The sequence below is a fragment of the Aliigemmobacter aestuarii genome, assembly GCF_004799285.1.
Classification (GTDB): domain Bacteria; phylum Pseudomonadota; class Alphaproteobacteria; order Rhodobacterales; family Rhodobacteraceae; genus Aliigemmobacter; species Aliigemmobacter aestuarii.
This window is the reverse complement of record NZ_SSND01000001.1, coordinates 1,360,959-1,384,781: the sequence shown is the minus strand read 5'-3', so window position 1 is coordinate 1,384,781 and position 23,823 is coordinate 1,360,959. Positions and strand designations below refer to the sequence as shown.

Sequence of the window (23,823 nt, the reverse complement as noted above, 5' to 3'; positions counted from 1 at the left end):
GCGAGCAATGAAGGTTAAGAAGGTTACCAAGGCAATCTTTCCAGTGGCAGGCATGGGAACACGGTTCCTGCCCGCGACGAAGTCGATCCCGAAAGAGATCATGACACTGGTTGACCGACCGCTCATTCAATACGCCATCGACGAGGCGCGCGCCGCCGGGATCAAGGAATTCATCTTCGTCACCTCGCGCGGCAAGTCCGCGCTGGAGGATTATTTCGACCACGCACCGGAATTGGAAAGCACGCTGAAGAAGGCGGGCAAGGACCAGCTTCTGGAAATTCTGAAAAGCACCAACATGGATTCGGGTGCCATCGCCTATGTCCGCCAGAACCGGCCGATGGGCCTTGGCCATGCCGTGTGGTGCGCGCGTCGCCTGATCGGGAATGAACCCTTTGCCGTGCTGCTGCCCGATGACGTGATCGCGGCGGAAAAGCCGTGCCTTCAGCAGATGGTCGAGGCCTACGCCGAAACCGGCGGCAACATGGTGGCCGCGATGGAGGTTCCGCCGGAAAAGGCATCGTCCTACGGCGTGCTGGATATCGCCAATGACATGGGGTCCATCGTGCAGGCCAAGGGCATGGTGGAAAAGCCGAAGGCCGACGAAGCGCCCTCGAACCTTGCGGTGATCGGGCGTTACATCCTGTCGCCCAAGGTCCTGACCAACCTGAACCGGATGAAGCAGGGCGCCGGCGGCGAGATCCAGTTGACCGACGCGATCGCCGAGGAAGTGAAAACCGGCAAGGTCTTTGGTTTCCGTTTCCGCGGGCAGCGGTATGACTGCGGCTCGAAGGCAGGATTCCTGCAGGCCACGGTGGCCTTCGGCCTAGCGCGCCCCGACCTGCGGGACGAGTTCTCGGACTATCTGCACGGCATGATGGCCATGCAGAAGGCAGCGCAATAAGGGCGGTGGCCGCCCCTGCATGGCTGCTTGACCTGACGCGGCTTGTCTCGCGTCAGGGAAAGGGCGTGCCAACCGGGATCGACCGGGTCGAACGGGCCTACCTGGAACGGCTGATGCAGGTGCCTGAACCCCTGTTCGGGCTGGTGCAGACGTCGGTGGGGTTTCTGCTTCTGGACCGCGCGGGATGCGCCGCTGTGGCCAATCTGGCGCGCGGGCGCATCGCCCCACCTCCGGCCACGCTGTTTTCCCGGATGGTGCGCCGACGCGACGACGGGCGCGCGCGAGCCGAGGCACTGTTGCGGCGCAAGGCCGTGGCGCGGACCATCGCGGCGGGGTTGGGCCGCACCCTTTTGCGGCACTTGCCGGAGGGCGCGCGCTATCTGAACGTGGGCCATTCGAACCTGTCGCCTTCGGTGATGAAGGCCTTGCGCCGTGTGCCCGGACTGCGGATCGCGGTTCTGGTTCATGACGTGATCCCGCTGGTTCACCCGGAATTCTGCCGGCCCGGCACGGTTGAACCCTTCCGCCGCCGCATGGCAACGGTTGCGGCCCATGCCGATCTTGTGATCCACAGCGCCGAGGCCACCCGTGCCGTGACCGAGGCGGAATTCGCCCGCCTTGGCCGCGTGCCCCCCGGCGTGACCGCGCCTTTGGGCGTGGACCCCCCGGTTCCGGGGCGCCTGCCGCCCGATGCCGTGCCGCGGCGGCCCTATTTCGTGACACTCGGCACGATCGAACCCCGGAAGAACCACGACCTGCTGCTTGACCTGTGGGCGCGTGCCGCGCCCGCGGCCGATCTGATGGTGATCGGCGCGCGAGGCTGGGCGGATCGGGCAACGCTTGCACGGCTGGATGCGGGCATTCCCGGCGTGCGCGAAATCCGGGGCGCGGATGATGCCGAGGTGGCCGCCTGGCTAGGGGGCGCCCGTGCGCTTCTGTTTCCCAGCCGGGCCGAGGGCTTCGGCCTGCCTGCCATCGAGGCGGCGATGCTTGGCTGCCCGGTGATCTGCAGCGATCTGCCTGTGTTCCGCGAGATCCTTGGCGACAAGGCGGTTTACGTTGATCCGGGCGATCTGTATTCTTGGTCCGAAGCGGTAAACCGCCATATTCTGGCCGCGAACAAGAATGAAGACGGGGATCGTGTGGAAGGGGACCGGACCTGCTGGCCAAGCTGGGACGGGCATTTCAACAAGGTCTTAACGGTCTTCTGAAAGATGTGGGGCAGGGGCGCCCGGCAGCCCCGGGAAAGAGTGACGCTTGGGTCTTTGGGCGACATACAGACTTCGTCTGGCAAGAAAGCGCTGGCGTGCGCGCGCCTTCCTGAAGCGGAGGGAGCTGCGTCCATTCTCCAATCGCACCAGCCTTATCCGGCCGACCGACATCCTGCTGTTCTCGACCATGCGCAACGAAAAGGTGCGGCTTCCCTATTTCCTGCGCTATTACCGTGACCTGGGCATCAACCACTTCCTGATCGTAGACAATGACAGCGACGACGGTTCGCGCGAATATCTGGCCGAACAGCCCGACGTTTCGCTCTGGACCACGAAGGCCAGCTACAAGCGGTCGCGCTTCGGGGTCGACTGGCTGAACTGGCTGCAATCGCGCTATGGCCACAACCACTGGACGCTGGTCGTCGATCCGGATGAATTCTTCATCTATCCGTTCTGCGACACCCGGCCGCTGAAGGCCCTGTGCGACTGGCTCGATGCCTCGTCGATCAAATCCTTCAGCGCGATGCTGGTAGACATGTACCCGAAGGGGCCGATCGGCGGACAGCCCTATCGCGAAGGGCAGGACCCGTTCGAGATCGCGCAATGGTTCGACAGCGGAAACTACACGCTGGCCAAGAACAAGCGTTTCGGCAACCTGTGGATCCAGGGCGGGCCGCGGGCGCGCGTGTTCTTCGCCGATGCGCCGGAACGGTCGCCCGCGCTGAACAAGATCCCGCTGGTGCGATGGCGGCGCGAATATGCCTATGTCAGCTCCACCCACATGCTGCTGCCGCGGGGGCTCAACCTTGTCTATGACGAATGGGGGGGCGAAAAGGCTAGCGGGGCGCTTTTGCATGCAAAGTTCCTCGATACCTTCGCGGCCAAGGCCGAAGAGGAACTGCAACGCCGGCAGCACTATGCCAACAGCCACGAATACAAGGCCTACAAGGCCGGGCTGAACGAAAGCCCCGACCTGTGGTGCAAGTGGAGCGAGAAATACATCAACTGGCGCCAGCTTGAGATCCTCGGCCTGATGTCGAAGGGGAACTGGGCATGACGGTGGGATTTGTCATGCTGTGCCACACCGCGCTGGACCGTGCCGCGCAGGTGGCGCGCCATTGGGCGACGTCGGGTTGCCCGGTGGTGATCCACGTCGATGCCCGCGTGAAGCGGCAGGCCTATGACGGGCTGATGGCCGATCTGGCCGATCTGGAAAATATCCGCTTTTCCGCCCGTTTCGCCTGCGAATGGGGCACCTGGGGGATCGTGGCGGCAACGCAGGCGGCCTCGACCATCATGCTGCGCGAATTCGCGGATGTCAGGCATGTGTTTCTTGCCTCGGGGTCCTGCCTGCCGCTGCGTCCGGTGTCCGAGCTTGTGGCCTACCTGGATGAACGCCCGCGCACCGATTTCATCGAAAGCGTCACGACCGAGGATGTCGGCTGGACGATCGGCGGGTTGAACATCGAACGGTTCACGCTGCGCTTTCCGTTTTCCTGGCGCAGGCAGCGGCGGCTGTTCGATGGCTATGTCCGCCTGCAACGTCAGATCGGGTTCAAGCGGCGCATCCCGGACGGGATCGTGCCCCACCTGGGCAGCCAGTGGTGGTGCCTGACCCGTCAGACGCTGTCGGCGATCCTCGACGATCCGGAACGCCCGGCCCATGACCGCTATTTCAAGCGGGTCTGGATTCCGGACGAAAGCTATTTCCAGACGCTGGTGCGCCTTGTGTCCAGCACTGTGGAAAGCCGGTCTCTGACGCTGTCCAAGTTCGATTTCCAGGGCAAGCCGCACATCTTCTATGATGACCACCTGCAACTTCTGCGGCGGTCGGATTGCTTTGTGGCGCGCAAGATCTGGCCGGACGCGGACAAGCTTTATGGTGCCTTCCTGTCGCCCGAGGGCGGTTCGGCCCCGGCGGCCGAACCCAATCCCGGAAAGATCGACCGGCTTTTCGCCAAGGCGGTGGAGCGGCGGACCAAGGGGCGCGGCGGGCTTTACATGCAAAGCCGGTTTCCGAACCTCGATTGGGAGAACGGCAAGACCGCCGCGCCCTATTCGGTTTTCGAAGGCTTCGCCGAACTGTTCGAGAATTTCGAGATCTGGCTTGGCAAGGTGGCCGGAACCCGCGTGCATGGACATCTGTTCGGACCCGACCGGGTTCATTACGCCGGCGGCGAGACGATCTATAACGGCGCGATGTCCGACAGTGCCAGCCTGCGCGACTACAACCCGAAAAGCTTTCTGTGCAACCTGATCTGGAACACGCGGGGCGAACGGCAGTGTTTCCAGTTCGGGCCGCGCGATGCGCAGCGGATCGGCGAATTCCTGGCGCGCGACCCGAACGCGCAGATCTCGGTCATCTCGGGCGCCTGGGCGATTCCGCTGTTCAAGTCGAACCGGAATTTCGGCGAGATCCGGCGCGAGGCCGCGTATCTGCAGAAGGTCGAGGCCGAACACCTGAACGTCCTGCGGGCGCTGGAATCAAAGGCGCGGGTGCGGATCTGGACATTGGCCGAATTCGTCGACAACCCGATGGAACCCTTGCAGACCATCGTCGACGAGATCAGCCCGCGCGCCACGCGTCGCCTGACCGAGGCGCCCTGCATGACCGACCTGGCAGGCTTTGGCCAGTTCCTTCAGAACCTGCGCAATCAGGGCATGCAGCCCACGCTGATGGGTGATTTCCCGGTGGGCGATGATACGCGGCCGAAAGGCCCGGCCCGCCGCGGTCGCCCCTATCTGGTGAAGTGACCCGCTGATGACACTGTTCACCAGTTTCGTGATGTTCGCCGAAATGCGCACCGGGTCGAACTTCCTTGAGGCGAACCTGAACGCGATGCCCGGCGTGACCTGCCACGGCGAGGTGTTCAACCCCCATTTCATCGGCCGCAAGGACCAGACCGAGATGTTCGGGATGGACATGGCCGCCCGTGCCCGCGACCCGGCGGCGATGCTGGACAGGATGCGCGCCGCGACCGAAGGGCTGGCGGGCTTTCGCTATTTCCACGATCACGACCCTCGCGTCTGCGACATGGTCCTGAACGATCCGGCCTGTGCCAAGATCATCCTGACCCGCAATCCGGTGGAAAGCTATGTGTCCTGGAAGATCGCGCAGAACACCGGCCAGTGGAAGCTGACCAATGCGAAGAACCTGAAATCCGCCCGTGTCCCTTTCGATGCGGCGGAATTCGAACGGCATCTGGCGGATCTGCAGGAGTTCCAGATCCGGCTTCTGCACGGATTGCAGGTCACCGGGCAGACGGCCTTCTACATCGACTACGAGGATATTCAGGATGTCGATGTCCTGAATGGACTTGCGCGGTTCCTTGGGGTCGAAGGTGCGCTGGCCGCGCCGGACCAGACGCTGAAAAAGCAAAACCCCGAAGAGATCGGCGACAAGGTCCTGAACCCCGACGAGATGGAACAGGCGCTTGCCCGGCTTGACCGTTTCAATCTGGCCCGGACGCCGAACTTCGAACCTCGCCGGTCGGCCGCCATCCCGAGTTTCGTGGCCGCCGCCGGGGCGCCGCTCATTTACATGCCGTTGCGCGGCGGGCCCGAGGCCATCGTGATCGACTGGCTTTCACGGGTTGGCGCGGGCGGGGTGCAGCGCGATTTCGTGCAAAAGACCCTGCGCCAGTGGAAGCGGTCCCATCTGCCGCACCGCAGCTTCACCGTGATTTCGCATCCCGTGGCGCGGGCCTGGCGGGTCTGGCGCCACATGCAGGCGGGGCAGGGCCTTGCCGATGTGCGGATCGCGATGGAAAAGACCTATCGGATGAATGTTCCACCCCCGGACGCCCCGACCGAGGCGCAGCAGGCGGGTTTTCTGGATTTCCTGCGGTTCTGCAAGATGGCCGTTTCAAACCAGACGGCGGTCAAGCTGCACGCGCCGATCGCGACGCAGGCCGCGGGCTTGCAGGGCTTTGCGGGCTTTCACGGCCCCGATGCCGTCCTGCGGGAAGGGCGCCTTGCCGAGGGGCTTGCCTGGCTCAGTGCCGAGGTCGGGGTGGCACCCCCGGCCCTGAATGCGGATGACCCGTCCCTGCAGGGCCTTGCCGCGATAGTGGACCGCGCGGTCGAGGATGCCGCGCGCGATGCCTATCAGCGCGATTACATGGCCTTCGGGTTCGGCGCCGCATCCGACGTCACCGGCTGACCGCCGGATCGCGCCGGCATGGTTCAGGCCATGCGTTTCAGGTTTCAGGCCGCCCGTTTCAGGCAGCTTGGGGTGTGCGGTTTTCCGTCAGGATCGCGTGCAGCTTGGCCGGGTCGTTGTTGGCGCGCAGCGTTGCGGTGATCGCGGGATCGCGCATCGTGCGGCTGACCAGAGCCAGCGCCTTCAGGTGATCGACGCCCGAATCCTTGGGGGCGAACAGGCCGAACACCAGATCGACCGGCTGCCGGTCGACCGAATCGTAGTCCAGCGGCTTTTCCAGCCGCAGGAACACGCCGATGATGTGATCGAGGTCTTCCAGACGGCCGTGCGGCAGGGCGATGCCGTGGCCCACACCGGTGGGGCCAAGGCTTTCGCGTTCCTGAAGCACGTCGATCGCCATCGCGGCATTGATCCCGTGCGCCTGAGCGGCGACCTCTCCCAGTTCCTGGAAGAGGCGCTTCTTGCTGGTCAACTGACCGACAACGCGAACCGCGCCGGGAATCAAAACTTTGGAAAGGTCCATCAGATCACGTTTTCCCGCGCCTCAATCCGGCGTCACTTGCTGTTGCGCGGGTCGATCCAGCCGATGTTTCCGTCATCACGACGATACACGACATTGACCCCACCATGTCCTTCGTTGCGGAACACCAGCATGCGCTGCCCGCCAAGCTCCAGCTGCATCACGGCCTCGCCGACGGTGATCGAAGGAATCTTCGTCTCCATCTCGGCGATGACGATCGGCTGGAGCGTCGCGGCATCTGCATCCTCGGGCTCCTCGGTCGGGGCGAGGATATAAGAGGAACCGGCATCGAATTCAACCGGTGCCGTACGGTCACGATGATGGTCCCGCAGGCGGCGCTTGTAACGGCGGAGCTGCTTGTCCATCTTTTCGCGGCAGGATTCGAAGGCCGCATAGATTTCGTTCGCATGGCCCTTCGCGGCCACGTTCAGGCCGGTCGACAGGTGGATGGTCGCTTCACAGATGAATTCATGCGCCGATTTGGAAAAGACGATGATCGCTTCGGTCGGGCGTTGTGCGTATTTTTCGACAACCTCGCCAAGCTCGGCCTTGACGTGGGTCTGAAGTGCCTCACCAATATCGATCTGTTTTCCACTGATCTGGTAACGCATGGCTCCTCCTTCGCGATTACGGCATGGAGCACCCTGCGGCATGCAGGGTTACCAGCCGGTTGATTTTTTCTGGAGCCTTGAAAGGCCGGATCGACCGATTCCGGGGGCAGAAAGCTGCCCGGGCCGCAGTCCGGATCAAGGCGAAATACGCACGCATCTCTTTCATTTGGCGGCAGGCGGGGGGCATTTGTCAACAGGATCGTCACGCAATCGTCACGCTGCGCGACAGGCTGCCTCAGGTCATCCGGAAGTTCTGGCCCAGATAGACCCGGCGCACGGTTTCGTCGCGCACGATTTCATCCGTCGTGCCGGACATCAGCACATGGCCGTCATGCAGGATGTAGGCCCGATCGACGATTTCCAGCGTTTCCCGAACGTTGTGGTCGGTGATCAGGACGCCGATGCCGCGGCCCTTCAAATCGGCCACCAGATGCCTGATTTCACCTACGGCGATCGGGTCGACCCCCGCAAAGGGTTCGTCCAGCAGCAGATACTTCGGGTCGGCCGCCAGACAGCGGGCGATTTCCACCCGGCGGCGTTCCCCGCCCGACAGCGCCAGCGCGGGTGCACGGCGCAGATGGGTGATGGAAAACTCGCTCAGCAGTTCCTCAAGCCGTTCACGGCGCTTGTGGCGATCGGGTTGGGCGATTTCCAGAACGGCCAGGATGTTGTCCTCGACCGAAAGGCCGCGGAAGATCGACACTTCCTGCGGCAGATAGCCGATGCCGAGCCGGGCGCGGCGATACATGGGCAGCGCCGTCACGTCGCGCCCGTCGATCAGGACCTGCCCGCCTTCGGGCGTGATAAGCCCGGCGATGGCATAGAAGCAGGTCGTCTTGCCCGATCCGTTCGGGCCAAGCAACGCCACGACCTCGCCCCGGTTGAGGTGCATCGACACGTCGCGGATGACCGGGCGGCGCTTGTAGCTTTTGCGCAGGCCCCGCACATGCAGGCCCGCGTTGCCATCGGTCACGGTCAGGTCCGGGCGCGCCATCAGTTTCCGCCGGGAACAAAGATCGTCTGAACCCGCCCTTCCATGACCCCGGTTCCGGCCTTGAGGTCGATGACCAGTTTCTGCCCCGACAGCGCGCTTTGCCCCTGGGTCAGCATCACATCGCCGGTCATCACGACCTCGCCCGTGGCGATTGTATAGACCGCGTCGCGCGATTCCGCGGCCTCGGTCCGATTGGCCAGCGTCACGCCGCCGGTGGCGTGCAACCGGGTGATCGACTTGCCGTCCTGCCCGTATTCGACCCGGACCGATCCGGCCGAAAGGCGCATCTCGCCCTGGCCCACAAGGACGTTGCCCGCAAAGGTGGCCGAACCGTCGGCCTGATTGACCGAAAGCTGATCGGCCGAGATTTCGACGGGCAGCGAGGTATCCTGTTTCAGCCCGCCGAAGGCCACCGTCGCGCCCTGCGCAAGCGCCGCCACCGGAGAGGACAGCGCGCAGATCAGGCAAAAGGCTTTCAGGACGGGATGCATCGGAAACTCGGCGGGATCATGGTGATGGCGGCAGGTATATCAGCTTCACGCCGTCGGTGAAAACAAGAACGTAAGACTGCGGGCGCCCCGGCTCTTGTGTCAGGACCATCCGTCCCGCTGTCAGCGTCCCGATCGGGCCGCTTCCCTGCACGGCTCCCGCACTTTCGAACCGCGTGCGGTCAAGCGCGGCGGTCAGGCTGTCGGTCGTCAGGTCGTATCCCGATGACGAGGCGATGCGCACACCGCCCTCAAGCGACAAAACCGTTCGGTCGGGCGTCACCCGCGCTGTTGCCGCCTCGAACCTGGTGCTGGCTCCGTCGGGTGTGGTCAGTTCGGCCTGAAGGCCAGCGGCACCCGCGCCTTCGCCCTGATCGGGCCGCGCCTCGCTGGCACTGACGACGATCGCGGCGCCGTCGGATGTCTGCCCCGAATAGGTGGGTGCGGTCATCCGCGGTTCGCGCAGCCGTTCGGCCACGTCGACATCGGCATAGGGGATCGCCGCCTCGGGGTCGATCCGGCGCGAGATCAGGAAAAGCGACGACAGGATGGCAAGCGCCGCGAGGGGCAGGATGACCTTGAGCCAGGCCACGATCCGGGAATGGGTGTTGTCGAACCGGGCCACCGGATCAGGCCACGCCCGCGCGCAGGCAATCGTGGATATGGATCAGGCCAAGCGGGGCCGCGTCCGTTCCGGGTGCCACCACGAAAAGCGATGTGATCTTCTTTTCGTTCATCACGGCGACGGCCTTTTCGGCAAGCTGATCGGGGCCGATGGTCCGTGGATTCGGGGTCATGACCTCGGCCACCCTGTGGGACAGAAGCCCGTCCATGTGCCGCCGAAGGTCGCCATCGGTGATTACCCCGCGAAGATGGCCGCTTTCGTCGACCACGCCAAGAACGCCAAAGCCCTTTTGCGTCATCGTCAGCAAGGCTTCGCTCATCGGGGTGTCGGCGGTGGCCAGAGGAAGGTCGTCGTGCATCAGGTCGCGCACGCGCGCCAGCCTTGCGCCCAGTTTGCCGCCGGGATGGAAGACGCGGAAATGTTCCGGCGTGAAGGCCCGGTGTTCCATCAGCGCGATTGCCAGCGCATCGCCAAGTGCCAGCGTCATCGTGGTCGAGGTCGTCGGCACGATCCCCTGATCGCAGGCCTCGGGCGCGGGCGGCAGAAGGATCGCCACATCCGCCTGCCGCAGCAGGGTCGATCCCTCGCGCCCCGCCACCCCGATCATCGGGATGGAAAAGCGCCGGGTATGGGCGATGATGTCGGCCAGTTCCGGGGTTTCCCCCGAATTCGACAGGACCAGCGCCACGTCCCCCTTCAGCACCATGCCAAGGTCGCCGTGGCTGGCTTCGGCCGGATGGACGAATTGCGCGGGCGTGCCCGTGCTGGCCAGCGTGGCGGCGATCTTGCGCGCGATATGACCCGACTTGCCCATGCCCGAGACGATCACCCGGCCCTCTGCGGCAAGGATCATCTCGACCGCCTGCGCGAAACTGTCGCCAAGATGATCGGCCAGCATGGCCAGCGCCTCGGCCTCGCGGCGAATGACGCGGCGGCCGGTGGCAAGGAAACCCGTGGCGAGGAAATCAGTGGTGGAAGATGTCATTCTCGTCGCCCCAGCCCAGAAGGTCCAGTTCGGCCCGCGTGGGAAGGTGGTCAAAGCACCTTTGCGCCAGATCCATCCGGCCTTCGCGGATCAGCCGCGCCTCAAGTTCCGCCTTCAGCCGGTGCAGATACAGCACATCCGATGCGGCATAGTCCTTCTGTGCCTCGGTCAGGGTTTCCGAACCCCAGTCTGACGTCTGCTGCTGCTTGGACACGTCCACGCCGACCAGATCCATCAGAAGGTATTTCAGCCCGTGCCGGTCGGTGAAGGTGCGCACCAGTTTCGATGCGATCTTGGTGCACCAGACCGGCGCGGTCGTCACCCCGAAAGCCCGTTTCAGCGCCGCGATGTCAAAGCGACCGAAGTGGAACAGCTTCAACATGTCCGGGTCGGCCAACAGCCGTTCCAGATTGGGCGCGCGGGTCTGGCCGCGGGCGATCTGCACCAGATGCGCATTACCATCGCCTGCGGACAACTGGACGACGCACAGCCTGTCGCGGCGCGGGTCAAGGCCCATGGTTTCGGTGTCGATGGCCACGACCGGGCCAAGGTCCAGCCCGTCGGGCAGGTCGTTCTGATGCAGATGGATGGCCAAGTGTCTTGTCCTTGCAGGCTGCCGCGCTGCCGAGGGGATAGCCCCACGGCCCTTTGCGGTCAACTGCGGCGCGGTCGCCCGTGAAGGCGGCGGGCAGGACGGAAGGGCGCGCGACTGCGCGTCACGCCCCTGCCTTCAGTCGCGGGCGTTCGTATCCAAGATCGATGCCTTCCATCAGCCAGTGATGATAGGGCAGAAGCTGATCGGGGCCGTTGTAGACTGTTGCCCAGATTTCCGGATGGTCGCGAAGATAGGCGATGTGATCGAAATCCGGCGGGCTGGGGATCAGGTGCAGCACGCGCGGCAGCCACTTCATCCGTTCATGCGGCTGTTCGATGTTTTCGACGCGGCCCGTCCAGCGCAGGCGCGAGAACAGCTTGCGCGGCGATGGGGAAAGAGGGATGGCCCGGCGGATGCATGCCCGGATGTAATCGGCGTCCTCTTTGGGCAGGGACGCGGGACCGGAGGGAGCCTTTGCCGTGGCGTCGGAAGCCCCGTCCATCAGTTGCCGCAGCGCCTTGTTCCTGTCATTTGCGGAATTGCGGAAATTCATTTCCATGATGCGCTGGAGATGCCCGTTGGCGATGACCGCCGCCATGGCGGGCGGGGTTTCCGGATCGCGCAGGATGCCGTTCGTCACGACCGAGAAATACTGCGCATGCAGGCTTTGCCCGCCGACAACGGAATTGGCGTAGACGCCATCCTTGCTGCTGTCGCCCATGTCGCGGTGGTGGTAGTAGGCCAGATACCGGTCAAGGAACCCGATGTTCGCGCGCAGCAGGAAGTCGAGGTTGAAGCGCCAGTCACCCAGCACCGGCAGGCTTTCGTCGTAGCCGCCGATGGCGTCATAGACCGACCGGCGATAAAGGAAGCTGATCGGGGCAAAGAAATTGCCCACTGCCATCTGGGCCAAGGACACTTCGGATACCCAGGTCATGTAGGGTTCCGTCTTGTGGATCACGACCCGGTCGCCGACGATCTGTTCCGACACCCGCCACGCGCGCGACAGGACGCCCTCGAACCTGGCCGCGGCGGCGCGCGGGCTTTTCAGGAAGCTGACGCTTGCGGCAAGGAAATCCGGCTCCCACGCATCGTCGTCATCGTGGATCACGACATATTCCGTATCGACCGCGCGGACGCCCATGTTCGACGCGGCTTCCATCCCGACGCTTTGGGGGTTGCTGACCAGCGTGATCAGGCGCGGATCGACGCCCGATTTTCCGATGATCGCGCGGACCGGCTCCACATCGCCGCCGTCGTTCACCACGACCCAGCGGTAGTTGCGGTAGGTCTGTGCAGCTACCGAGGCCGCAGCACGGCGGAACAGAAGCGGGCGATTCTTGGTCCGCGTCACGATGGCGACCGACCCTTCCCAACCGGCGGGCTTGTCGGAAGGTGCCGATGCGGCGCTGTCGGTCTTTTCGTGGCTGGCGAAATAGTCCCGGTCCTGCGCGCCCGAGGCCATGGCCTGAAGGCGGCGGGCCGTCGCCCCTTCGTATTCAAGCGCGATCTGCCCCTGAGGCCAGAGCGACCGTTGAATCCGTTCGTCTGGGGTGCAATCGGTATCGTCGGCCAGAACAGGGATCGCGCCTTCGCGGCCGAAATCCACCGACCGGTCCTTTCCGGCCAGCGCCACCGCATCCTCGCGATCGGGATAGATCAGCAGGTCGGCCACGCGCGGCAGGGCGGCGCGGTAGTCCGCCTCGATCTGGTCGATGGGCTTGCCCGCGTTCGCGGCGATGTAATCCCGCAGGTCAAGGAACAGCCGGTCGGCCACCGGATCGGGCGTTTCGTTGCGGACCTGTTCAAGCTGCGCGCGCGCCAGCGCATCCTGCGGGCCGCCAAGCGTGTCCTCGATGCTGGGTGCATTGGGTTCGAGGATGGATTCGACCAGGTGGCGGTGCAGGGCGAATACGGTTGACGGTCGGCCGGGCTGATAGGTCGGGCTGTCGAAGATGACGCCAAAGCGGTTTTCCAGCGGGCGGGTATCCATGACACCGAAATAAAGCCCGAGAAAGCCGAATTCCGGATAGGCCTCGGCCAGAAGCGCCTGGATGGATGCCTTCCAGCCGCTGTCAACCAGCACATAGCCCGACAGGTCGCCAAGATTTTCGCGGAACCACTGCCGAAGGCCCTCGCGGTTCTGGTTCATTGTGTCGCGGAAATATCGCGCGGCCGGGTCGTTCGCGGCAATCAACGCGCGGAAGTTCGGTTCATCGAACCGCTGCGACAGCCGGGCAAGCGCGGCCATCTGCGGATGGGTTTCGTCCCAGCTGTGCTGAAAATAGGCCTTGCAAAGATCCGCCAGCGAGACGTGGTTCAGCGTTTCCGCCGTGACGCGATAGACCGTCTTGAACATCGCGGGATCGCCCGCGCTTACCTTACAGGCCCCGATCCGCGAAATCCCGAACAGATCACCGGAAAAGGGGGCGTTTCCCCCCGTGTAGGCATCCATCAGGTCCTGGATGCGCTTGCCCGCCCGCGCGCAGTAAAGCGCCTTGTAGCCGCGGGTGTCGTGCAGGTAGGCCAGCTTGTCGTGAAGCTGGGAAATCCAGAACAGAAAGACCGGCCCCAGCGTTGCGATGTGTTTGTTCATGGCGCTACAGGCTCGGCACGGACATGGGAAGCGGATAGTCGGGGCGACCGAACACCGCCTCGCAGGTGGCATGATGGTCCCTGATTCGGGCGTGGGTCATCATATCGGGCACCGGCAGATGCTGCGCCCACCAGCCCGCCTGTGACGGGCGCTGGAAATCCGAAACAAGGGAATCCCCCAGATGAAGGAAGCGATACGGATGCAGGCCCATTTCCTCGGCGATCATCGGAAAGACCGTGCCGCTGCGCTTGTTCACATGGGTGTCCGCGCTGGAAAAAAGCCGGGTATAGCGCGCCGTTTCCAGCCCGCAGGCCGTCAGCAATTCCGCGATCTGGGATTGGTCCAGATACATGTCGGAGACAAGGATCACCTGCTTTCCCGCGCCCATCGCCCGCGCCATCAGCGCATCGGCGAAGATCGACGGGCGAAGCTGTTCGCGTTCCACCTCAAGCTCGGTCGCGATCCAAAGCGCGGCCATCTCCGCGGGTAGGCGCAGGCTGACCATCATGTTGCGCGCGATGTCGTTCAGCCGGCCTTCGGTCGCACCATTCACCTTGATCGAAAGCTGATAGGCCGTCGCGGCGCAATAAAGCCGCGCGACAAGGCAGGCCCGCATGGTCAGGTCCGGCGCCGCCTCGCGCACCTCGGCCCGTCCGGCAAAGCGTTCCGCCACGTCGCGGAACCGCGACAGTTCGCTTTTCTCGTCGCGCAGAAGAACGGTGTCGAACACGTCGAGCGAGATGACATCGGCATGGTTCATCCGCTGTTCCAGACGATCCATCAGGTCATCCGCGAAGGACGAGGCGAAGAAGGCATCGAAATTCTTCGCCCTGTGCATCGCGTCTTCGATGGCGCCAAAGCGTTCAATCATTTGACAACGGACCTTGACCAGTGACGAAGCGCGCCCGGACAACAGGCGCGGGCGCATTTGCGATAGCTGAACCGACCCCTGCACGCAACCTGCATTTGCCCTGCGGGCCTTGCCACATGACGGGCAATCATGCAGAAGGCAAAGGCGCATTGGGCGTTTCTTGCAGGTTGATGGCCGTATGGCGGAACTGAACGAAAAACTGCTGTATGAAACGGCATGGTTCGCCCGCAACGCCTTTGCCGGGGTCGAGAATTGCCTGCATGGCCGCACCGATGCCGCCCGCCCGCTTGAAGCGCATTTCCTGCGCAATCTGCTGATCGGGCTTCTGGATGCGCAGCGCGCCGATCCGTCGTTCCGGCATGCCGACATGCTGGAATTCTTTGCCTTCTGCCTGCCCCGCCTGAAGGATAGCCACGCCCAGATCCTGCAGGACCTTTGGGCGCTTTACATGCTGGGCGAAAAGCGCGGCGGCTTTTTCGTCGAATTCGGCGCCTGCGACGGGCAGAAGCTCAGCAATACGCTTCTTCTTGAACGCGCCTATGGCTGGACCGGGATCCTTGCAGAGCCGAACCCGGTCTGGCACGAGGCGCTGAAGCGCAACCGGACGGCGCGGATCTGCACCGATTGCGTTGCCGCCCGCAGCGGCGAGGTGGTGGAATTCCTCAGCGCCGACCAGATGCCCGAACTGTCGCGCATCGCCGGGATCGTTCCCGATGACGTTCACGAACGCAACGGCAACCGTGACCGCCAGACCCGGTTTGCGGTCAACACCATTTCGCTGAACGACCTGCTGGAAAGCCAGGGCGCACCCCGGGTCGTCGATTATCTGTCGCTGGACACCGAGGGATCGGAATACGAGATCCTGCGCACCACGGATTTCGATCGTTGGTCCTTCCGCCTGATCAGCGTCGAACATGCCGGCGAGACGGAAAAGCGCGAGGCGATCCTGACCTTGCTGCAATCCCGCGGCTACACCCGCTGGCGCCCCGACCTGAGCCGTTGGGATGACTGGTATGTGGGGGAAAGCCATGCAGGGAGCGCCCCGATTTGACGACCAATGACATGACCAAAGCGTCCGAAGGGCCTCATCCGATCATGACCCCAGAAACCATGCGTGCCATCAACCTGCGCTACGGAATCCGCTTTCCGACGTGGAACTACACCGTCAGCATCGATGATGTCCGCCGGATCGCCTATTTCGAGACGCCCAAGGTCGCCTGCACGTCGATCAAGAAATACATGATGGACCGATATGTCGGTGGCGAAATGGTGCTGCCGTCCAAAGGCGCGGTGCATGACCGCAGCCTGTCGCCGCTCAGGCAGCTGAGCACGCTTGAGGATGAGGATGCGAAGGCGGTCCTTGGCGCCGGTTACCGTCGTTTCACCTTCTGCCGGAACCCGTATACGCGGGTCCTGTCGGCCTATCTCGACAAGCTCGTGACGAATGAATGGGAACGCAAGCGCCACCTGCCGATCTTCGGATTCGAACCCGGTGCGCGTCCGACCTTCCTGGAATTCCTGGAACGCCTGTCCGGGATCGAAGACCGGATGCGCGACATCCACTACATGACGCAAAGGCGGCTGACCGGTGGCGTCGGCGGTTTGCAGATGGACTACATCGGTCGGTTCGAACGGTTCGGAGAGGATTTCCAGACCTTCAAGCGGCGGTTCTACGACGACAGCTCGACCGAGGATTACCAGAGCTTCGGCAAGCACCACGCCTCGGACGCCGGAAGCAAGATCGACAGCCACTATGGCCCGGCCGAGATCGCGCTCGTCCAGTCGATTTATGCTGCCGATTTCACGCAGTTCGGCTACGGCACGCGGATCGAGGATGCGTTGCTGGCGTGACCGCCGCGGTATTTGGGCCCGGCCGTCGGGTGTCATCGGCTACGCAGGTTTCGGGGCCAATGAAGGCCAGGCCCCGGATCAGCCTTTGACGAATTCGTCAAACTTCTTGTAGGCGCTGGCCTCCATGAAGCCTTCGAAGTCGAACTTCGAATGATCCGCCTTCAGGCCAAGGGCCGCGCTGAATTCCTCGATGAATTCGCGCTTGTTGCGTTCGGCCTTTTCATACGAGATCAGGATCGCGGGCGCGCCTGCGCGGGTGGCGATCAGGTTGATGTTCCGCTGCTGGCGCAGGATGCTTTCCTGGATCGCCGGGATCGGGCCGTAGGGGTGCCAGCGGTTCAGGCCCTGACCGTTCGCGACGCTGTCGCGGAAGACGCAGATCAGGTGCGGCGCACGCAGGTGCGGCCAAAGCCTGTCGGCATAATCCGCCGCATTCGGGAATTTCCAGCCCCAGACGTCATGCGCCTCGTTGTTGCGCTTGATCGCTTCGACCATCTCGGGCACGGGCTTGTCGTGGAAATCCGCGCTTTCCTGGTTGTTCTCGTCAAGATTGTCGCCAAGGAAGATGCCCAGCCCGCGCATTACGCCTGCCACCATCGTGGTGCCACCGCGCATCGCGCCATAGGCGATGTAGGTGCGCGGCCCTTCGGTGACCGGTTTACCCCTGATGATGAGAGCGGAAGTGCGGCTCATTTCGTCTGACCCAATCTTTTCGCAGCGGATATGTTCCGCGGTTCGTAACGGCCCCGGACGGTCGAGGCAAGCATCTTCACGGCGATCGGCGGTACGGTGCCGTCACACCCCGCCCCCATAGCGCCGCATGAGTTCATCGACATGCCCGGCGACGGAGGGCATGGCAAGTTCGGCATCGAAGAAGCTCTGGCGCAGGGCGGCGTCCCTGACCAGCGGATCAAGCCGGGCGCGGAAATCGGCGGCGTCACCGGCGCGGAAGACGAATGTTTCCGGGTGCGGCAGCGTCTGTTTCGCGCCCACGTTCGACGAGACGAGCGACGGCACGCCAAGCCGCGCCAGTTCCACCGTCACCTGGTTGAACGTTTCCCACCAGATCGAGGGCACGACGTTCAGGTCGATCTGCTGCGACAGCCCCAGCAACTGGTTGCGGGCATAGGCCGGCACGATCCGAAGGTTCCTGAACCGGTGTTCGAGTTGCCGCAACTGGCGCGCGCGATGTTCGCCGAAGCGCGCCACGATCAACAGGTTCACGTTCTCGCGGTACCACGGATCGTCGATTTCGGACAGCGCGTCGATCAGGAAGGGCAGTCCCTTCGACGGAATGTCATAGCCGATGAACGACAGCGTCACCCCGGCCTCGGACGGTTGCCGTTCGGCCCGGATCTTCGCCCGCCGTTCGGGTGAAACCTCGATGTCGATCGGCAGCGTCAGCGTCTCGACCCGTGATCCTTCGGGCAGGAAACGCATCGCGCTGTCGCGGGCAAGGTCCGATACCGCGAAAACCCCGTCGGCATTGTCGCGCAGCGCGGCGCCGTTCGTCTCGCGCCAGCGGCGATAGCCTTCGGCGCGGTCTTCCGGCAGGTCGAGCGGAAGGATGCGCGGTGGCTTGACCGAACTGTCAGGCTCCCATCCGTGGCGTGTGCCTACGTCCTGACGCGGGCGGAAATGCCAGTTGCGGAAACCGTTGCGCAGCCCGCCAAGGATGTCGCGGGCAAGGTTCCGGGCGGCCTTCGCATAGGCGCGGGTTCCGGCGTAGATGTCGAACAGGAAGCCGCCAAGCGGATGCCCGGCCAGTCCCCGCCCCTTGATCCAGCCCCCCATGCGGTGAAACCGGATCAGGTCTTTCATCCGGTTGTTGTGCGCGATGCAGCCGACGCAGCGCGCGCCGTCGTGGTAATCCGTGCAGGGCAGGCGGCCATCGTACAAAAGCTCGATCTGCGGGCAGACGGGCATGTAGTTGTGGATCGTGTAGAACAGCCGCCGGATTCCGGTGTCGGATTTTTCCAGCGACAGGACCTTGCCGCTGATCCCTTCCAGATTGTGGATGTGGAAGGCGTCGAACGGCCCGTGCTGCCGCGCGAAATCGGCGATCAGGCGCGCTGTCACCGGATCGTCCAGCCAGGTGTCGATGGCGTGAAAGGCGTCATGCGCCGGGGCCTTCACCGGCGAGTTCCACAGCGTGAACGTCCTGAGCCTGGGGGTATCATAGGCGTTCTTCGTCTGCCGGATCGCCGGTTTGCGGCCGAACATCCCGTACTTGTCGCCGGACGACAGGAAATAGACCTCGACGTCATCCCGGCGCAGAAGCTCTTCGATGACGTTGCGCAGGTAGAGCGTGACGCCCCCGCCCTGCATGAACGGATTATCGAACTGTACCCAGTTATAGATCAGGATCTTCATCGTGTCGCCAGGCCGATCATGCGGTTCAGTAGAGGGATGAGAAAGCCGAGCCCGCTTGCACGCAGGCTGCCCTGAAGCCACTTGTCCTGCTGATGGCAGGCGCGCAGGTCATGGATCATGCGATGGGGGCGGATCCGCATGATCACCTCCTTCTCGGCAACTTCGGTCAGACCGCCGTGATGCGAAAGGCCTTCCATCGCGGTCACGGCGGACCGGTCGGGGTAAAGGAAATTGCGGATGAACCTGTCGGTCATGCGCCGGTCGGCCTCGGCCTCGGGCAGGCGGGCGACGCGCAGGGCGTCTTCATAAGCGGTCGCGGCGGCGAACAGGCGCGCCCGGTCGGGGGCGCCGGGCGCGGCGGGGCTGCCCGGCGCGAACCTGGGCAGGATCCGGCCCTCGGCATCCTGCGCAAAGTCCTGCAGGCTGCCGCGGTTGCGGTCCACCGCGAAAGGCTCCAGCCACGAGAAATTCGCCGCCACCGCGCGATGCGTCCAGTCGCGCGTGTCGATCAGCGTGCCGGGATACATGGTGACGCGCGGATGCAGCTGGCGCAGGTTGCCCTGGTAATAGCGGTTCGCCGCCATCAGCATCATCGAGATGCGCGACGCCACCGTCTGGCCCTTCGCCTCCCGTATGAACATCTGTTCGGAAATCGCCTTCGCGGCCGTGCCGGAATAGCCGATATCCACCAGCATAAGCTTTTCGTTCCGGTCGAACAGGTCCATCTGGTCCAGATAGTCCCGCATCATGTCACGCCGCCGCGCCAGCGCCGCGTGCAGGGGCTGTGCAAGGTCGGGACGGTCGCGCAGCAGATCGAGCGGGATACCCGCCACGTCTTCGCCGTTCAGGGTCAAGCGTTCGCCGTCACCCGAAAGGCCCAGTTCACCGCCCGGAACCGAGAACGTCTGCAAGATCGCGGCAAGCGTGGGTTCGGCATGGGTCAGCCAGCGCACGTTGAAGTTCAGGAAGCCTTCCCAGGCGGGGTCCTCAAGGTCGGGATAGTTCAGCACAACGCCCTTGCGGCGGCTGAAGGCCAGATCCTCCATCTTCGGCAGGGGCATGATCGCCGCCGCGCCGCTGCCGTCGATGTAATGGCGGATCAGTTCGTGAAAGACGGTCCCGTCGCGGGTCAGGAACAGGATGCGGTCGTATCCGCCCCGCACCGCCGTCTGCAACACGCGGCGGGCAAAGATGGAAAACGCGGCCCCGGTCATGCGCACGGTATCCTCCGGCCCGCCTGGCAGGACATCGGACAGCAGCATTTCCAGCGCGCGTTCCGGGTCGATCCCCCCAAGGCGCGCTTCCAGATCGAGGCGGGCCTTCGTTTCCTCGTTTTCGCGGCGGAAATAGTGCCGCGCCTCCCAGCCCATGCGCCGGGGCTGGGCCACGTCGTTGTTCCAGTTGTCGCCGAAATGGATGCGCGGCCGACCCTCCAGCCCCAGTTCACGGTCGACATGGCCGAACAGCAGGCCGCTTTCCTTCGTCACGCCGACAGTGCAGGACACATAGACATGATCGAACAGCGCCGCGATGCCCAGATGGTCGAGGATCGACCGGATGTGAGCCTCGGCCAGATACATGTCGGACACAAGGATCACGGTCTTGCCCGCCGCGCGCAGGGCCGTCAGCGCGGCAACCATGCCCGGATCGACCGACAGGACGCGCTTTTCGGTTTCCACCTCATGCGCGATCAGCGCATCGATGATCCTGCGGCGCCGGTCCGCATCCCGGATATAGGGGGCCAGCGCACCGTCAAAGACCTCGGCCAGGTCAACCTCGTTTCGGAAACGGCTGGTCGATGCCATGCCGCGCGCCTTGACCGCCTCCTGATACCGGTGGCGGCAATGGGCCAGCAGACCGGCGGGCAGGGGCCCGTCGTCGCCGCGGGCATAGCGTTCGCCAAACTCCGCCGTCTTTGCGTGAACCTCTTCCAGCGCGATCTTCCGCGTCACGATCGTGTCGAAGAAATCGAAGCTGACCACGTCATGCGGCGCGGCAAGGTCCGCGATCTCGTCCGGGTGGACAAAGTTGTTTTCGTCCCGCCGGACCGCCGCGAAACGCCGTGTCGCCGCATAGCGCGCCGCCCGTTCCGGAAACAGCTTTGCCGCCGTGGATTTCAGGAGCGATGCGGGCAACTTTGAACCGTTTGCTGTTGCGGGTGCCGTGACCGACGGCCTCAGCGGGGCGGGTTTACGTGAGCCGCACTTATCCCCTCGGGTTCGCTGGCGTCAAGTCCGCCAGCCCTTGCAGACCGCTGCGACGGTGTTTCACGACATCTCTTTCAGGCGCGATTTGAGATAGGCGCCATACCCGTTCTTTCCGAACTTCGCCGCCCTTGCGGCGAGGGCTTCGGCGGTGATCCAGCCGTTCTGGAAGGCGATTTCGTCGGGGCTGCCGATCTGCAGGCCCTGGCGTTCTTCCAGCGTGCGGACGAAGTTTCCGGCATCCAGCAGGCTGCCGTGGGTTCCGGTGTCAAGCCAGGCATAGCCGCGGCCCATCCGTTCCACCTGCAGGCGCCCTTCGGCGCGGTAGGTTTCCAGCAGGTCCACGATTTCCAGTTCGCCCCGCGGCGAGGGGCGGATCTGCGCCGCCCGGTCGGGGGCCTCGCCGTCAAGATAGTAAAGCCCGGTCACGGCGAAGTTCGACGGCGGGCGCGCCGGTTTCTCGACGATCGCCTTGACCCGGCCCTGATCGTCGAAATCCACCACGCCATAGCGTTCGGGGTCTGCGACGTGATAGCCGAACACCGTGCCCCCGTCGCGCCGGTCGGCGATCTGCAGCATCTCGGTCAGGCCATGCCCGAAGAAGATGTTGTCACCCAAAACCATCGCCGAGGGCGCCCCGTCAAGGAAGTCGCGCGCCAGCAGATAGGCCTGCGCCAGCCCGTCGGGCGAGGGCTGGACGATATAGGTCAGGCTCAGGCCCCATTGCGAGCCATCCCCCAGAAGCCTGAGGAAGGCGGGCTGATCCTCGGGCGTCGTGATCACCGCGATCTCGCGCATCCCGCCCAGCATCAGCGCGGTCAGCGGGTAATAGACCATCGGCTTGTCATAGACCGGCAGAAGCTGCTTCGAGACGCCCATCGTGATCGGCCAGAGCCGCGTTCCCGATCCACCCGCCAGAATGATCCCCTTGCGTCCCGTCGTCATGCTGCAAGCTCCCTGATCACATCGCGCAATGCCGCCCGCCAGTCGGGCCGCCCGATCCCGAACCCGCGTTCCAGCGACGAACAGTCGAGGCGAGAGTTCAGCGGCCGCCGCGCGTGGGTCGGATAGTCCGACGAAGGAATGTCGCGCACCTCGCAGGACAGTCCGGCCTCGGCCATGATGGCGCGGGCGAACTCGGCCCAGGACACGTCCGGCGCGCCGGAATAGTGATGTGTGCCACCCGGATGGCCCGCGCGCATCGCACGACCGCAGGCCAGAAGCGTGGCGGCGATGCCGGCGGCCGGGGTCGGCCCACCGATCTGGTCGGCCACCACGGTCAGGCTTTCGCGTTCGGCGCCAAGCCGCAGCATCGTCTTGACGAAGTTCGCCCCATGCACCGAGAACACCCAGGACGTGCGCAGGATCAGATGCGCCGCACCGCTTGCGCGCACGGCCGCCTCTCCGGCCAGTTTCGTGCGGCCATAGGCGCCCAGGGGGCCGGTCGGATGATCGGGGGCGAAAGGCCGGTCGCCCGCGCCGTCAAAGACGTAATCGGTCGAGACGTGCAGGAACGGGATGCCCAGCCGGGCGCAGGCCCCGGCCATCGCGCCCGGCGCTGTACCGTTCACCACCCCTGCCGCCGTCTCCTCTACCTCGGCCCGGTCCACTGCCGTCCAGGCGGCGGCGTTGATCACCAGGTCGGGGCGCACCGCAAGAATGGCCGCCTGGCAGGCATCGGGCTGCATCAGGTCGGCCTCGTCGCGGCCCATGAACCGCGCCTCGGGCGCGATCCGCGCCAGTTCGCGGGCCACCTGCCCCGTCTTGCCGAAGACCAGCAGCGTCATGCCTTCGTCCCCAGCCGTTCGCCCACGCCCTGCCGCGCCTGAAGCGGGCGCCACCAGGCCTCGTTCTCAAGATACCAGCGCACCGTGCGCTCCAGCCCTTCCTCGACCGTGACCGAAGGCCGCCAGCCCAGTTCGGCGCCGATGCGCGACGGGTCGATCGCATAGCGCGCGTCATGGCCGGGCCGGTCGGTGACAAAGGTGATCTGGTCGGCATAGCTGCCGCTGGCCCTGGGCTTCAGCCGGTCAAGGATGCTGCAAAGCGTGCGTACCAGTTCAAGGTTCGTGCGTTCGTTCTCGCCGCCGATGTTGTAGCTGCGCCCGACCGCGCCCCGTTCGACGACGGTCAGAAGCGCGTCGGCGTGGTCCTCGACGTAAAGCCAGTCGCGCACGTTCGACCCGTCGCCGTAGATCGGCAGCGGTTTGCCCGCCAGCGCGTTCAGGATCACCACCGGGATCAGCTTTTCGGGAAAGTGATAGGGGCCGTAATTGTTGGAACAGTTCGTCAGCACCACCGGCAGGCCATAGGTCTCGTGCCAGGCGCGCACCAGATGGTCGCTCGCCGCCTTCGAGGCTGAATAGGGGCTGCGCGGGTCGTAGGGCGTGTCTTCGGTGAACTTCACCGCAGGGTCCGGCGGCAGGGACCCGAATACCTCGTCGGTCGAGATGTGGTGGAACCGGAACGCGGCGGGCCGCCCCGCGCGGGTCCAGTGGGCGCGGGCGGCCTCCAGCATGTTGTAGGTGCCGGTGATGTTCGTCTCGATGAAATCCCCCGGCCCGTCGATCGACCGGTCGACATGGCTTTCGGCGGCCAGATGCATCACCGCATCGGGCGCATGGGCCGCGAAAATCCGGTCCAGCGCCGCCCGGTCGCGGATGTCGGCATGTTCGAAGGCGTAAAGCGGGCTGTCTGCCACGCTGGACACGTTGTCGAGGCAGGCCGCATAGGTCAGCGCATCCAGGTTCACCACCCGATGCCCCCGCGCCACCGCCAGCCGGACAACCGCCGACCCGATGAACCCAGCCCCACCGGTCACCAGAAGTTTCATCTT

Annotated in this window: 22 protein-coding genes; 7 read left to right on the top strand and 15 right to left on the bottom strand. The window is 64.4% G+C overall.

Features of this window, described 5'->3' with window-relative positions:
- The first annotated feature begins 7 nt into the window (after positions 1 to 7).
- Genes galU through E7811_RS06765 form a run of 5 tightly spaced genes read left to right on the top strand, consistent with a single transcriptional unit; the run spans position 8 to position 6,274 of the window.
- Positions 8 to 901 (top strand): UTP--glucose-1-phosphate uridylyltransferase GalU, encoded by an 894-nt coding sequence (galU, locus tag E7811_RS06785; protein WP_136393770.1) that lies wholly within the window; start codon positions 8 to 10, stop codon positions 899 to 901.
- 5 nt (positions 902 to 906) lie between these two features.
- A complete protein-coding gene (locus E7811_RS06780; protein WP_136393769.1) occupies positions 907 to 2,112 on the top strand; it encodes a glycosyltransferase family 4 protein in 1,206 nt (401 codons plus the stop codon).
- Positions 2,113 to 2,158: 46 nt separating this feature from the next.
- On the top strand, positions 2,159 to 3,169 hold the full coding sequence (locus E7811_RS06775) for a glycosyltransferase family 2 protein (protein WP_136393768.1): 1,011 nt from the start codon (positions 2,159 to 2,161) through the stop codon (positions 3,167 to 3,169).
- Entirely contained in the window at positions 3,166 to 4,866 is a 1,701-nt protein-coding gene (locus E7811_RS06770) for a DUF5927 domain-containing protein (RefSeq protein WP_136393767.1), read from the top strand. The genes E7811_RS06775 and E7811_RS06770 overlap by 4 nt, the downstream gene beginning before the upstream one ends.
- 7 nt (positions 4,867 to 4,873) lie before the next feature.
- On the top strand, positions 4,874 to 6,274 hold the full coding sequence (locus tag E7811_RS06765; RefSeq protein ID WP_342773334.1) for a nodulation protein NodH: 1,401 nt from the start codon (positions 4,874 to 4,876) through the stop codon (positions 6,272 to 6,274).
- Positions 6,275 to 6,332: 58 nt separating this feature from the next.
- Here E7811_RS06765 and E7811_RS06760 read toward each other — a convergent pair whose 3' ends face one another.
- From E7811_RS06760 to E7811_RS06720, 9 genes are all read right to left on the bottom strand, one after another.
- The gene (locus E7811_RS06760) at positions 6,333 to 6,797 is read right to left on the bottom strand and encodes a PTS sugar transporter subunit IIA (RefSeq protein WP_136393765.1); all 465 of its coding nucleotides are present in this window, start codon (positions 6,795 to 6,797) and stop codon (positions 6,333 to 6,335) included.
- 32 nt (positions 6,798 to 6,829) lie between these two features.
- Positions 6,830 to 7,405: a ribosome hibernation-promoting factor, HPF/YfiA family gene (gene hpf / locus E7811_RS06755; protein ID WP_136393764.1), complete on the bottom strand. Its 576-nt coding sequence runs from the start codon at positions 7,403 to 7,405 to the stop codon at positions 6,830 to 6,832.
- 235 nt (positions 7,406 to 7,640) lie between these two features.
- Complete coding sequence (gene lptB / locus E7811_RS06750; protein ID WP_136393763.1) at positions 7,641 to 8,399, bottom strand: LPS export ABC transporter ATP-binding protein; 759 nt, start codon at positions 8,397 to 8,399, stop codon at positions 7,641 to 7,643.
- A complete protein-coding gene (gene lptA / locus E7811_RS06745) occupies positions 8,399 to 8,890 on the bottom strand; it encodes a lipopolysaccharide transport periplasmic protein LptA (protein WP_136393762.1) in 492 nt (163 codons plus the stop codon). The genes lptB and lptA overlap by 1 nt, the downstream gene beginning before the upstream one ends.
- A gap of 16 nt (positions 8,891 to 8,906) precedes the next feature.
- Positions 8,907 to 9,512, bottom strand: coding sequence for an LPS export ABC transporter periplasmic protein LptC (lptC, locus tag E7811_RS06740; protein WP_136393761.1), 606 nt, complete (start codon positions 9,510 to 9,512; stop codon positions 8,907 to 8,909).
- 4 nt (positions 9,513 to 9,516) lie between these two features.
- A complete protein-coding gene (locus E7811_RS06735; RefSeq protein WP_136393760.1) occupies positions 9,517 to 10,497 on the bottom strand; it encodes a KpsF/GutQ family sugar-phosphate isomerase in 981 nt (326 codons plus the stop codon).
- Complete coding sequence (locus tag E7811_RS06730) at positions 10,478 to 11,092, bottom strand: ribonuclease D (protein WP_136393759.1); 615 nt, start codon at positions 11,090 to 11,092, stop codon at positions 10,478 to 10,480. The genes E7811_RS06735 and E7811_RS06730 overlap by 20 nt, the downstream gene beginning before the upstream one ends.
- Positions 11,093 to 11,213: 121 nt before the next feature.
- Positions 11,214 to 13,688 (bottom strand): glycosyltransferase, encoded by a 2,475-nt coding sequence (locus E7811_RS06725; protein ID WP_168732941.1) that lies wholly within the window; start codon positions 13,686 to 13,688, stop codon positions 11,214 to 11,216.
- A 4-nt stretch (positions 13,689 to 13,692) separates the two neighbouring features.
- Positions 13,693 to 14,559: a hypothetical protein gene (locus E7811_RS06720; protein WP_136393757.1), complete on the bottom strand. Its 867-nt coding sequence runs from the start codon at positions 14,557 to 14,559 to the stop codon at positions 13,693 to 13,695.
- 178 nt (positions 14,560 to 14,737) lie between these two features.
- On the opposite strand from E7811_RS06720, the gene E7811_RS06715 reads away from it, so the two are divergent.
- Entirely contained in the window at positions 14,738 to 15,610 is an 873-nt protein-coding gene (locus E7811_RS06715; protein WP_136393756.1) for an FkbM family methyltransferase, read from the top strand.
- A 44-nt stretch (positions 15,611 to 15,654) separates the two neighbouring features.
- Positions 15,655 to 16,410 (top strand): sulfotransferase family protein, encoded by a 756-nt coding sequence (locus E7811_RS06710; RefSeq protein WP_168732940.1) that lies wholly within the window; start codon positions 15,655 to 15,657, stop codon positions 16,408 to 16,410.
- A gap of 78 nt (positions 16,411 to 16,488) precedes the next feature.
- On the opposite strand, the gene E7811_RS06705 is transcribed toward E7811_RS06710, so the two are convergent.
- From E7811_RS06705 to rfbB, 6 genes are all read right to left on the bottom strand, one after another.
- Positions 16,489 to 17,103, bottom strand: coding sequence for a hypothetical protein (locus E7811_RS06705; protein WP_136393754.1), 615 nt, complete (start codon positions 17,101 to 17,103; stop codon positions 16,489 to 16,491).
- 102 nt (positions 17,104 to 17,205) lie between these two features.
- Positions 17,206 to 18,783, bottom strand: a complete 1,578-nt coding sequence (locus E7811_RS06700; RefSeq protein WP_136393753.1) for a glycosyltransferase — start codon at positions 18,781 to 18,783, stop codon at positions 17,206 to 17,208.
- Positions 18,780 to 20,918 (bottom strand): HAD family hydrolase, encoded by a 2,139-nt coding sequence (locus tag E7811_RS06695; protein ID WP_136393752.1) that lies wholly within the window; start codon positions 20,916 to 20,918, stop codon positions 18,780 to 18,782. Before E7811_RS06695 ends, E7811_RS06700 begins: the two co-directional genes overlap by 4 nt.
- A 132-nt stretch (positions 20,919 to 21,050) precedes the next feature.
- Positions 21,051 to 21,932, bottom strand: a complete 882-nt coding sequence (rfbA, locus tag E7811_RS06690) for a glucose-1-phosphate thymidylyltransferase RfbA (RefSeq protein ID WP_136393751.1) — start codon at positions 21,930 to 21,932, stop codon at positions 21,051 to 21,053.
- Positions 21,929 to 22,774: a dTDP-4-dehydrorhamnose reductase gene (gene rfbD, locus E7811_RS06685; RefSeq protein ID WP_136393750.1), complete on the bottom strand. Its 846-nt coding sequence runs from the start codon at positions 22,772 to 22,774 to the stop codon at positions 21,929 to 21,931. The genes rfbA and rfbD overlap by 4 nt, the downstream gene beginning before the upstream one ends.
- Positions 22,771 to 23,820 carry a dTDP-glucose 4,6-dehydratase gene (rfbB, locus tag E7811_RS06680; RefSeq protein WP_136393749.1) on the bottom strand — a complete coding sequence of 350 codons (1,050 nt, stop codon included), beginning with the start codon at positions 23,818 to 23,820 and terminating at the stop codon, positions 22,771 to 22,773. Before rfbB ends, rfbD begins: the two co-directional genes overlap by 4 nt.
- Between the last annotated feature and the right edge of the window lie 3 nt (positions 23,821 to 23,823).

Coding starts and splice junctions, on each gene's coding strand:
- E7811_RS06770 (WP_136393767.1), top strand. CDS start 3,166: ATGACGGTGGGATTTGTCATGCTGTGCCACACCGCGCTGGACCGTGCC.
- E7811_RS06710 (WP_168732940.1), top strand. CDS start 15,655: ATGACCCCAGAAACCATGCGTGCCATCAACCTGCGCTACGGAATCCGC.
- E7811_RS06725 (WP_168732941.1), bottom strand. CDS start 13,688: ATGAACAAACACATCGCAACGCTGGGGCCGGTCTTTCTGTTCTGGATT.
- E7811_RS06705 (WP_136393754.1), bottom strand. CDS start 17,103: ATGAGCCGCACTTCCGCTCTCATCATCAGGGGTAAACCGGTCACCGAA.
- E7811_RS06760 (WP_136393765.1), bottom strand. CDS start 6,797: ATGGACCTTTCCAAAGTTTTGATTCCCGGCGCGGTTCGCGTTGTCGGT.
- lptB (WP_136393763.1), bottom strand. CDS start 8,399: ATGGCGCGCCCGGACCTGACCGTGACCGATGGCAACGCGGGCCTGCAT.
- hpf (WP_136393764.1), bottom strand. CDS start 7,405: ATGCGTTACCAGATCAGTGGAAAACAGATCGATATTGGTGAGGCACTT.
- E7811_RS06700 (WP_136393753.1), bottom strand. CDS start 18,783: ATGAAGATCCTGATCTATAACTGGGTACAGTTCGATAATCCGTTCATG.
- galU (WP_136393770.1), top strand. CDS start 8: ATGAAGGTTAAGAAGGTTACCAAGGCAATCTTTCCAGTGGCAGGCATG.
- E7811_RS06735 (WP_136393760.1), bottom strand. CDS start 10,497: ATGACATCTTCCACCACTGATTTCCTCGCCACGGGTTTCCTTGCCACC.
- E7811_RS06765 (WP_342773334.1), top strand. CDS start 4,874: ATGACACTGTTCACCAGTTTCGTGATGTTCGCCGAAATGCGCACCGGG.
- rfbA (WP_136393751.1), bottom strand. CDS start 21,932: ATGACGACGGGACGCAAGGGGATCATTCTGGCGGGTGGATCGGGAACG.
- E7811_RS06720 (WP_136393757.1), bottom strand. CDS start 14,559: ATGATTGAACGCTTTGGCGCCATCGAAGACGCGATGCACAGGGCGAAG.
- rfbD (WP_136393750.1), bottom strand. CDS start 22,774: ATGACGCTGCTGGTCTTCGGCAAGACGGGGCAGGTGGCCCGCGAACTG.
- rfbB (WP_136393749.1), bottom strand. CDS start 23,820: ATGAAACTTCTGGTGACCGGTGGGGCTGGGTTCATCGGGTCGGCGGTT.
- lptA (WP_136393762.1), bottom strand. CDS start 8,890: ATGCATCCCGTCCTGAAAGCCTTTTGCCTGATCTGCGCGCTGTCCTCT.
- E7811_RS06715 (WP_136393756.1), top strand. CDS start 14,738: ATGGCGGAACTGAACGAAAAACTGCTGTATGAAACGGCATGGTTCGCC.